The 9,463-nt window shown below is 64.6% G+C and carries 7 protein-coding genes and 1 pseudogene; 3 read left to right on the forward strand and 5 right to left on the reverse strand.

Going from position 1 to position 9,463, the window contains the following annotated elements:
* Together pheA and gyrA are read right to left on the reverse strand one after the other, a co-directional pair.
* Positions 1-802: chorismate mutase (gene pheA / locus RKP46_RS19455; protein WP_311108152.1), on the reverse strand; the 802-nt coding region annotated here is incomplete at its 3' end.
* A 55-nt stretch (positions 803-857) separates the two neighbouring features.
* The gene (gene gyrA / locus RKP46_RS19460) at positions 858-3,461 is read right to left on the reverse strand and encodes a DNA gyrase subunit A (protein ID WP_311108153.1); all 2,604 of its coding nucleotides are present in this window, start codon (positions 3,459-3,461) and stop codon (positions 858-860) included.
* Between the two features lie 289 nt (positions 3,462-3,750).
* Between gyrA and RKP46_RS19465 the strand changes: the two are divergent.
* Positions 3,751-4,049: pseudogene (locus tag RKP46_RS19465) on the forward strand (transposase); the annotation flags it as partial.
* Between the two features lie 666 nt (positions 4,050-4,715).
* Positions 4,716-5,471 (forward strand): PhnD/SsuA/transferrin family substrate-binding protein, encoded by a 756-nt coding sequence (locus RKP46_RS19470; protein ID WP_311108155.1) that lies wholly within the window; start codon positions 4,716-4,718, stop codon positions 5,469-5,471.
* Positions 5,472-5,540: 69 nt separating this feature from the next.
* Here RKP46_RS19470 and RKP46_RS20285 read toward each other — a convergent pair whose 3' ends face one another.
* Both RKP46_RS20285 and RKP46_RS19480 read right to left on the reverse strand, forming a co-directional pair.
* Positions 5,541-5,801, reverse strand: coding sequence for a hypothetical protein (locus tag RKP46_RS20285; RefSeq protein WP_409194170.1), 261 nt, complete (start codon positions 5,799-5,801; stop codon positions 5,541-5,543).
* A gap of 165 nt (positions 5,802-5,966) precedes the next feature.
* On the reverse strand, positions 5,967-6,125 hold the full coding sequence (locus RKP46_RS19480; RefSeq protein ID WP_311108156.1) for a hypothetical protein: 159 nt from the start codon (positions 6,123-6,125) through the stop codon (positions 5,967-5,969).
* Positions 6,126-6,288: 163 nt separating this feature from the next.
* Between RKP46_RS19480 and RKP46_RS19485 the strand changes: the two genes are divergently transcribed.
* The gene (locus tag RKP46_RS19485) at positions 6,289-8,601 is read left to right on the forward strand and encodes a DNA internalization-related competence protein ComEC/Rec2 (RefSeq protein ID WP_311108157.1); all 2,313 of its coding nucleotides are present in this window, start codon (positions 6,289-6,291) and stop codon (positions 8,599-8,601) included.
* Positions 8,602-8,716: 115 nt separating this feature from the next.
* Here the strand turns inward: RKP46_RS19485 and RKP46_RS19490 are convergent, their stop codons facing one another.
* Positions 8,717-9,394, reverse strand: coding sequence for a cohesin domain-containing protein (locus RKP46_RS19490; RefSeq protein WP_311108158.1), 678 nt, complete (start codon positions 9,392-9,394; stop codon positions 8,717-8,719).
* Between the last annotated feature and the right edge of the window lie 69 nt (positions 9,395-9,463).

A 9,463-nucleotide genomic window follows, 5' to 3' on the forward strand; every position in this document is an offset into this window, starting at 1 on the left:
TCGTGTTGTTCGGCTCGTCCTCGATGTTGCTCGCCAGTTGCGGCAGTTGATAGCGCTCGGCCGCCGCCTGACCGGCGATCGCGGCGGCGCCGGGCTCGCTGCCGGCAAACTGAGCGGCCTGTGCATTGCTCCCGACCGGGATGCGCTGCGCTTGCGGCAACGAGCGGTTCAGCCAGTCGTGACACTGCGCCAGCGACTGCGCGTGCGAATAGACTTTCGTCACCTCGTCGAGCGCCCGCGCATTCGACAACAGGTGCTGGTGGATGCGCAGGACGACCTCACCGCAAATCTTCAACGGCGTGTTGAGCAGGAGGTCGAGCGTCCGACCGATCGCGCCTTCGGTCGAGTTCTCGATCGGCACTACCGCGTAGTCGGCGTGCAGCGCTTCCACCTCGCGGAAAACGTCGTCGATCGAAGGTTGCGGCATCAGCCTGGCGGCGTGCCCGAAGTGCTTGGTTGCCGCGCTTTCCGAGAAAGTACCGAAGGGGCCAAGGAAAGCGATGCCGAGCGGTTGTTCGAGCGACAGGCAGGCCGACATCACTTCGCGGAAAAACCAGGTGACACTCTCGTTCGGCAGCGGGCCCGGGTTCATCGCCTGAATTCGCTGCAAGACCTGCGCCTCGCGCTCTGGTCGATAGATGACGCCGCCCTCACCGTGCCGCTGCTTGATCGCGCCGACCTCCTGCGCATGCCGCGCGCGCTGATTGAGCAGCGCAAGAAGCTGCGCGTCGAGCGCGTCGATCTGCTGGCGGACGGCCGCCAGTTCGCTCGCCAGCTTTTCGTTCGTCGGGCCTTCGTTCATTGAGCGTTCGCGGCACACGCCGCACCTTCGCCCGACGCACCAGACGAGTAGCGCGTCATGCCGGCTCCTGATCGTCACCCGACGCCGGGTTGACCGCAGCCGCCGCCGCGGCCAGTTCGGGATCGTCCTCGCTTTCGACCACCTTCTCCAGCCCGGCGAGCTTTTCGCCCGGATCGAGCGCGATCAGCGTCACACCCTGCGTCGCCCGCCCGAGTTCGCGAATCTCGCGCACGCGCGTGCGGATCAGGACGCCGCCGGTGGTGATCAGCATGATCTCGTCTTCGTCGCATACCAGGCGCGCAGCGACCACCTTGCCGTTGCGTTCGCTCGCCGCGATTGCGATGACGCCCTGCGTCGCCCGCCCGGAATGGCGGAAATCGGCCAGCGCGGTGCGCTTGCCGAAGCCGTTTTCGGTCGCCACGAGAACCGTCTGCTGCTCGCTGTCGGCGACCAGCAGCGACAGCACCTGCTGCTGTTCGGCCAGCTTCATGCCGCGTACGCCGCGCGCCGTCCGGCCCATCGGTCGCACATCTTCCTCGTCGAACCAGACCGCCTTGCCGGCATCCGAAACGAGTACCACGTCCTGCCGGCCGTTGGTGATTTCAGCGCCGATCAGGACATCGCCTTCGTCCAGCGCGACGGCGATGATGCCGCTCTTGCGCGGATTCGAAAAGTCCGACAGAGGCGTCTTCTTGACCGTCCCCTGCGCGGTACACATGAATACGTAGCGGTCTTCAGCAAACTCCTTGACCGGCAGGATGGCACCGATCTTCTCGCCTTCTTCGAAAGGAAAAAGATTGATGATCGGCTTGCCGCGGCTCGTCCGCGTTCCCTGCGGAACTTCGTAGACCTTGAGCCAGTAGACCCGCCCGCGGTTGGTGAAGCAGAGAATGAAATCGTGCGTATTGGCGACGAACAGATGATCGACGAAATCGTCCTCCTTCATCGCCGCCGCCTGCTTGCCGCGCCCGCCGCGCCGTTGCGAACGGTAATCAGCGAGCGGCTGCGCCTTGACGTAGCCGGTATGCGACAGCGTGACGACCATGTCGACCGGCGTGATGAAGTCTTCGATCCCCAGATCCTGCGTATGGGTCACGATTTCCGAACGCCGCTTGTCGCCGAACTGGGCGCGTACTGCCGTCAGCTCGTTGCCGATCATCTCGGTAATCCGCTCGGGACGGGCGAGGATGTCCATCAGGTCGGCAATCCGTGCGAGCAACTCGCTGAAATCGGCCACGATCTTCTCGCGCTCGAGCCCGGTCAGGCGCTGCAGACGCAGATCAAGAATCGCCTGCGCCTGCGCTTCGGAAAGCAGGTAACCGCTGCGCGACAGCCCGTACTCGAGTCCCAGCCCTTCCGGACGCGTCGCGTCGAGCGCCGCGCGCTGCAGCATCTCGGCCACCGTCGGCGACTGCCACAGCCGCGCCATCAGGCTGCGCCGGGCATCGGCCGGCGTTGCTGACGCCTTGATCAGCGCGATGATTTCATCGACATTGTCGAGCGCAACGGCCAATCCTTCCTGAATGTGCGCCCGCTCGCGCGCCTTGCGCAGTTCGAAAACCGTACGCCGCGTGAGCACCTCGCGCCGATGACGGAGAAAACACTCGATCATCTGCTTGAGATTCAACAGCCGCGGCTGTCCGTCGACCAGCGCCACCATGTTCATGCCGAAGGTGTCCTGCAACTGCGTCTGCTTGTACAGACAGTTGAGGACGACATCGGCGACTTCGCCGCGCTTCAGTTCGATGACGACGCGCATGCCCGACTTGTCGGACTCGTCGCGCAGGTCGGAGATTCCTTCGATGCGTTTCTCGTTGACCAGCTCGCCGATCTTCTCGAGCAGCGTCCGCTTGTTGACCTGGTAAGGCAGCTCATCGACGATGATCGCCTGCCGATTGCCCCGGTCGATGTCTTCGAAATGCGTGCGCGCACGAATGACGACGCGCCCGCGCCCAGTGCGATAACCCTCGCGCACACCGGCGACACCGTAGATGATCCCGGCGGTCGGAAAGTCGGGCGCCGGCAGGACATCGATCAGTTCGTCGATCGTCACCTCCGCGTTACCGAGCAGCAACAGGCAGGCATCGACCACCTCGCTCAGGTTGTGCGGCGGGATGTTGGTCGCCATGCCGACGGCGATGCCGGAAGAGCCATTGATCAGCAGATTCGGGATGCGCGCCGGAAGGACCAGCGGTTCCTCCTCCGAACCATCGTAGTTCGGTCCGAAGTCCACCGTTTCCTTGTCGATATCGGCGAGCAGCTCGTGCCCGATGCGCGCCATACGCACTTCCGTGTAGCGCATGGCGGCGGCGTTGTCGCCGTCCACCGAGCCGAAGTTGCCCTGCCCGTCGATCAGCATGTAGCGCAGCGAAAAGCTCTGCGCCATGCGCACGATCGTGTCATAGACCGGGGTATCGCCGTGTGGATGGTACTTGCCGATGACGTCACCGACGATGCGCGCCGACTTCTTGTACGGTTTGTTCCAGTCGTTCGACAGTTCGTGCATGGCAAACAGCACGCGCCGGTGTACCGGTTTCAGGCCATCGCGCGCATCGGGCAAGGCGCGCCCGACAATGACGCTCATCGCGTAGTCGAGATACGACCGGCGCATCTCGTCTTCGAGGCTGACGGGCAGGGTTTCTTTGGCGAAGGCTTCCATCGTCGTTCCGCTTCCGACGCGACTTCCGGCGGAGCGTCGGCGTCCAGATCAAGCGGCCAATTTTAGCACGCCGCGCGTTCTTTCCGTTTCCCAGCCGCCACTTCGACCAGGGCATTTGGCGCTTGATGCGGTCAGACGCCCGGCAAGCAAAGGGGCCAAAATTTGCGCCCGATCATTGCCGTCGAGCCTGGCCGCATGGCGAGGTGACCCCGGAATTGTGGACAGCGGGATACGGGGTAGTCATGTCCCATCGAACGGCTGCGGAAGCAGCCCCAAGAGGAGCGATGGCATGACGAGAAGGACGAGGCGGAAGCACACGCCGGGATTCAAGGCGCCGATGGCGCCGGCAGCGCTGACGAGCGACAAGACGTTGGTGGAGCTGGCGCAGCCGTACGGCCCCCACCCGAACTCGATAACCGACTGGCAGCGGCAACTGACGGAAACTGCGGTTCAGGTTCTTGATGACGTGAGCCATCCGGCGAACGCTGATCCGAACCTGACGGCGCTGCACGCCAGGATCGGACAGTTGGCGCTGGAGAATGGTTTTCTGGAACATGCGCCCACCAAGGCGGACAGGCTTCCCGCAAGACGATCTGAGTGCGCATGACGTCGATTTTGACAATGCAGCCTTCCAACGCCTGGTTCCGTTTCCCTCCTTTTCCCATTTTCCCCTTTTTCCGCTTCTTCTGGCCCCCTTCCTGGCCCCCTTTTTCTAGCCGCCTTTTCCTGGCCCAGCAATCCAACCCGGGTTCCAACTGCCCCTCAGCACCCTCCTGAGTGACCCTGCACGCTTCACGCCACAGGCGCCGCTCGGCCGCGCCTAAAACACAAAATTTGACTGCGCTCGCGCCGAAAGCGCGCATGAGCGTCGAACCGATCTGATTCAGCAGGGGCATGCATCACAGCTTAGCGAAGTCTGGAATAGTTGCAAAGCTCTCTTCGATCTCTTAACCTTCCAGACCCGGAGCGCTTGCGGAAGACCTCCGATTGCCTCCCGGGAGCCTACCGCGTTGGCTGATTGCCCCCGCGGGGGCGAGAACAAGTACCACGGAATTGGGCGGATAGAGCACCGCCTACGTCGTCCACCGTCCAGACAACGCTGGCCAGCAAGACATCAGAGCTTCCGGAGCGCGCGTCCCGAGTCGGCGCGGATGGCCTGATTCGCTCCGGGCGCCATACCCGTGGCACCTGGCCGGGGGGCATTACCTTGGCTGATCCGGTGCCTGGTGCCGGAGTTCCGATGCGGAGATGCAGATGACGAAAATCGATTGGTCCAAGGTCAATAATATGAGCGTGTGTCCGCACGACACCGCGAAGAACGTGCATGCGTGGTTCCTGCTCAACGCGTATCTGCAGCGTCGACTGGCCGCGCGCATCCGCTTCTCGCCGCAAGACAATTTTCTCCAAGAGCGGGAAAGCGTGCTGGCCAGCGAACATCACCTCGTGTATGCAAATCCCTATAGTGCAGTGATCTTTGGTCGGCATGGTTTTGTCCCCGTGGCGCGACCGGTGGGGATCTTTGACGAGACCCTCGTGGTGGCCCACAGCGACACGAACCCAGCGATGCTGCCACGGCGGCCCAGGATCGCCAGCGCCACCGATAAGCTGATTATCCACAACCTGGGCCTGGCCCTGCTTCCGGAGCTGGGTTTAGACCCTGCCGGGGTCGAGTTCGTCTTTGCCGGCAATCATCTGGCCGCCGCCAAGGCCGTAGTAGAGGGCAAGGCCCACCTGGGATTCGTCTTCAACGAAACATGGAACGGCCTGTCCAAGGCGATCCGTTCCGAGCTCAAGGTGCTGACCGAATCGAAGGAGGGTTGCGCCTGTCACTGCTTCCTGGTCGGTCCCAGCTGGGCGTCTCGGGCCGATGAGGTCCGCAGTCTGTTGTGCGCGATGACGCAGGACCCACGGGGTCACGCGATCCTGGTGGACCTGCGTTTTGAGCAAGGTTTTGAGCACGTCCCCAGCGGGATGCTGGCGTACCTGGCCAACCTGATGCACCTCGAGTAGGGCGTTTGATCGAGATGGACGATCGCTGAGCGGGGAGCGCCAAGCTTCCTCGTGATCGTAGAGCTTCCTTCAGCGGTCATGATGACGGCGCAGGGGTACGAGGGAGTGGCTCTCGCAGGCGGTGGCGAGCTGGAAGAGGAGGTCGCAGAACGCCACCGGATCAGCCAGATGACGGCTGGGCGCCTTGATCTCACGCCACAACAGCGCCCGGCGATAACTCGGTGTGAGGCCGACCGACCGCGCCAGGCAACGATAAAGATCGCGGCGTCCGGAGTCCGTCTCCGCGTGATAACTCACCTGATAGCGATGCGGGTTGAGCTTCGCGGTCAAGACTCGCGGCGCCGCCGTCTTGCCCTGGTCCGTGCCCTCACTTGATTCCGTCGGTGCTCGAGAGGCCTGGCGCCTGCTCGACGAGCCCACGAGAACTTCTCAATAGATCAATTTCTTGCGTGCAATGAGACTGTCGAGTGGCACTACCAACGCGTAAGTTGTGATTCACCTGATCAGTCTCCTGCTTCCACCGGAAGCGGCGCTGATGCCCAGCGCGCAATAGATCGCCAGCAGGTCGAGTTCGGCAAAGGTGGCTTTGTCCACATGCAGGGAGCGGCCGTCGCGCTGATTGACGGTCGCGGTAACCGGCGCTGAAGTCAGCATGGGCGACCTGGAACGGGCTGCAGCGGCAGAACGAACTGAACCCCGATGGCCGGGAGATTTGCCTGTATCGCCTTTTCTTGGCCCGTTGCATATCCGCTGGGCCTTACTCGGTGACCGTGGAACTTGCCGGGCAAAGTACCCGCGCGATCTGGTTTAATGCGTCATGCGCAGCAACCTCATCGCTTTCGCCCTGGGCGTCGGTCTTCTTCAGGTGCAGCCGGCACTGCCCGGGCTACTGCCATTGGCGGGAGCGCTGGCGGCTGCGCTGCTGCTCATCCTCTTCCGCCGTCAGCCGCTCGCTCGACGCGGGCTGTCGATCGCCATGTGCGCCCTGCTCGGCTTTTCCTGGGCGGCACTGCGCGCCGACTGGCGTCTGCACGATGAGCTGCCCGCGGAGTGGGAGGGGCGCGACGTGCAGGTGGTCGGCGTCGTCGCCGCGCTGCCGCACGGATTCGAACGTGGCGAGCGCTTCGAATTCGATGTCGAAGCGGTCCTTACGCCGGATGCCCGCCTGCCTCGTCGGGTCAATCTCTCCTGGTATCACGGCTGGCGCGAAGACGAGTGGCGCAACGGCCTGGCGATCCGGCCCGGCGAGCGCTGGCGCTTCACGCTCAGACTGAAGCGCCCGCATGGCAACGCCAACCCGCACGGCTTCGACTATGAAGCCTGGCTCTTCGAGCGCAGTCTGCGTGCCACCGGCTATGTCAGGCCGAACGCCGATGCGCAGCGGCTGGACGATTTCGTCTGGCGTCCGGGCTACGCGATCGAACGTTTGCGCGACCTGATCCGCCGCTCGTTCTTTTCCGTGCTGCCCGAGGCGCCCTACGTCGGCGTCCTCGTCGCGCTGGCGATCGGCGACCAGCAGGCGATTCCGGCTGACCAGTGGCGTCTGTTCAGGCAGACCGGCGTCACCCATCTGATGTCGATTTCGGGCTTGCATGTGACGATGGTCGCCGCGCTCTTCGCGGCGCTCGCCGGCTTCCTGTGGCGGCGCAGCGAGCGCGCACTGCTCTGGCTGCCGGCGCCGAAGCTGGCCATCGTCGCCGGCTGGCTGGCGGCTGGCGGCTATTCGCTGCTCGCCGGTTTTGCCGTGCCGGCACAGCGCACGTTCTACATGCTGAGCGTCGTGGCTCTCGCCTTGTGCTCGAACCGCAACCTGGGCGCCAGCCGCAGCCTGCTGCTCGCCATGTTCTTCGTTCTCGTGCTCGATCCCTGGGCCGTGCTCGCCGCCGGCTTCTGGCTCTCCTTTGCTGCCGTCGGACTGCTTTTCCTGGTCGGCACGGCGCGCCTGGGCTCGGCACGCGGCTGGCGCAGCGCGCTGGCGCATTGGGGAACGACGCAATGGGCGGTCAGCGTCGGTACGCTGCCTTTGATGTTGCTGCTCTTTCAGCAGTTTTCGCTGGTCTCGCCAGCCGCCAATGCACTCGCCATCCCACTCGTCAGCTTCGTGATCACACCGCTCGCCCTGCTCTTCGCGGTTTTTCCCTGGCCGCTTTTGCTGCACGTCGACCATTGGCTGCTCGCCATTCTGATGGAATGTCTGGGCTGGCTTGCCGGCTGGCCACTTTGGGAACAGCCGGCGCCGCCGCTGCCGGCGACGCTGCTCGCTCTGGTCGGCGTCGTCTGGCTGTTGATGCCACGCGGCTTTCCGGCGCGCTGGCTGGCACTCTGCCTGCTCCTGCCAGCGATCTTTGCGCCAGCCGAGCGACCGAAGCCGGGCGATGCGTGGGTCGACGTGCTCGACGTCGGGCAGGGCCTTGCCGTCGTCGTGCGTACCGCCCGGCATGCGCTGCTTTACGATACCGGCCCGCTGTACAGCGCCGAATCAGACGCCGGCCAGCGCATCGTGGTCCCTTACCTGCGTGCTACCGGTGTCGAGCGCATCGATACGCTGGTCGTGACGCACCGCGACAAGGACCATTCGGGCGGCCTCGTCGCCGTCCAGGAAGCGGTGCCGATCGGCCGCACGCTGTCGTCGGTCGGCGAACTCGCCGGCGAACGCTGCGTCGCCGGTCAGGCATGGAACTGGGACGGCGTCCGCTTCTCGATCCTGCATCCGAGCGCCAGCGACTACGAACGGCCGAACGCGAAGACGAACAACATGAGCTGCGTACTGCGCATCGAAAACGCCGATCACAGCGTCCTCTTGACCTCCGACATCGAGGCGCGCGACGAGCAGGCCTTGCTCGGCCGGGCGACCGCACAACTGCGCAGCGACGTTCTGCTCGTTCCGCACCACGGCAGCGGCACGTCGTCGACACCGGATTTCGTCGCTGCCGTCGGTGCACGCGAAGCGATCATTCCGGTCGGTTACCGAAACCGCTTTCAGCATCCGCGGCCGCAAGTGGTCGAACGCTACGCCGGCAGCCGAGTCTGGCGCAGCGATCGCGACGGTGCCGTGCACATCCGGCTGGCTGACGAGCTGGCAGTCAGCGCGTACCGCAGCGAGTATCGTCGTTACTGGCACGCCAGGTAGTTCAGCCGGCAAAGCGGCGCCACGCCAGATGCCAGCCTGCGGCCAAGGCCAGTCCAGATCGCTCAGCCCGACGGCGAGCGCGCCTCGCCGCGCTGCCTCGCGACTGCCGGCCGTTTCAGGCCGGGCGCCTCCGCCTGCTCAGCACCGCAGCCGCCAACAAGCCGGCCAGGCAAAGCTGGCCGCAGGCCGGCTCGGGCACCAGGTTGATCGCAAGCGCCGGCGGCGCTGCCGTATTGGGCTCGGGCTGGGGGTCGAGGACGTTCCCGCTCGCATCGAAAACCTCCTGCAGAGCCAGACCCACGCCTTCCAACGCTTCTCCCGGCGCGCCCAGCGAGCCAAACTGGATCACCGTGCTGGCGGGCAGTCCGCCAGCCGCGCGAACGTAGAACTTGAGGCTGAACAGCTCACCCGGGCCGCTGGCCCGTTCGGCCGGGTCGGTCCACGAGAACAGCGCGATGCTGATCGACGACGCGCCAGGCGTCGATCCGTACGCCGCCGGTGCGAAGCCGGTGCCGGCGAAGACGCTCCCCAGGGCCAGGAAGGGCTCGGCCGCCACCTGATCGGCCGGGGCCAGATAGCGGTTGTCCCACGCCAGCGTCGCATCCAGCGTGTTGAACGAGACCGCCTCGTTCAGACGCACGGCAAGCGTCAGCGCATCGCCGCTGGCGATTGCTGTTGCCGGCGTCGGAGTCAGCGTGATGCTGACCGGTACCGCCTGGGCCCAAGCAACCCAGGCAAGGGTCAACAAGGCCGCGGCGGCTCTGGCTGACCAATCGGAGAGTATTGAAGGCATCGAATTCTTTTCCCTGTTTATGACTCTGTTGTCACTGTGGTCCTTGCCGGATCCCGATCCGCTGGATCT

This window comes from Accumulibacter sp. (assembly GCF_031732815.1).
In the GTDB taxonomy this organism is placed as follows: Bacteria; Pseudomonadota; Gammaproteobacteria; order Burkholderiales; family Rhodocyclaceae; genus Accumulibacter.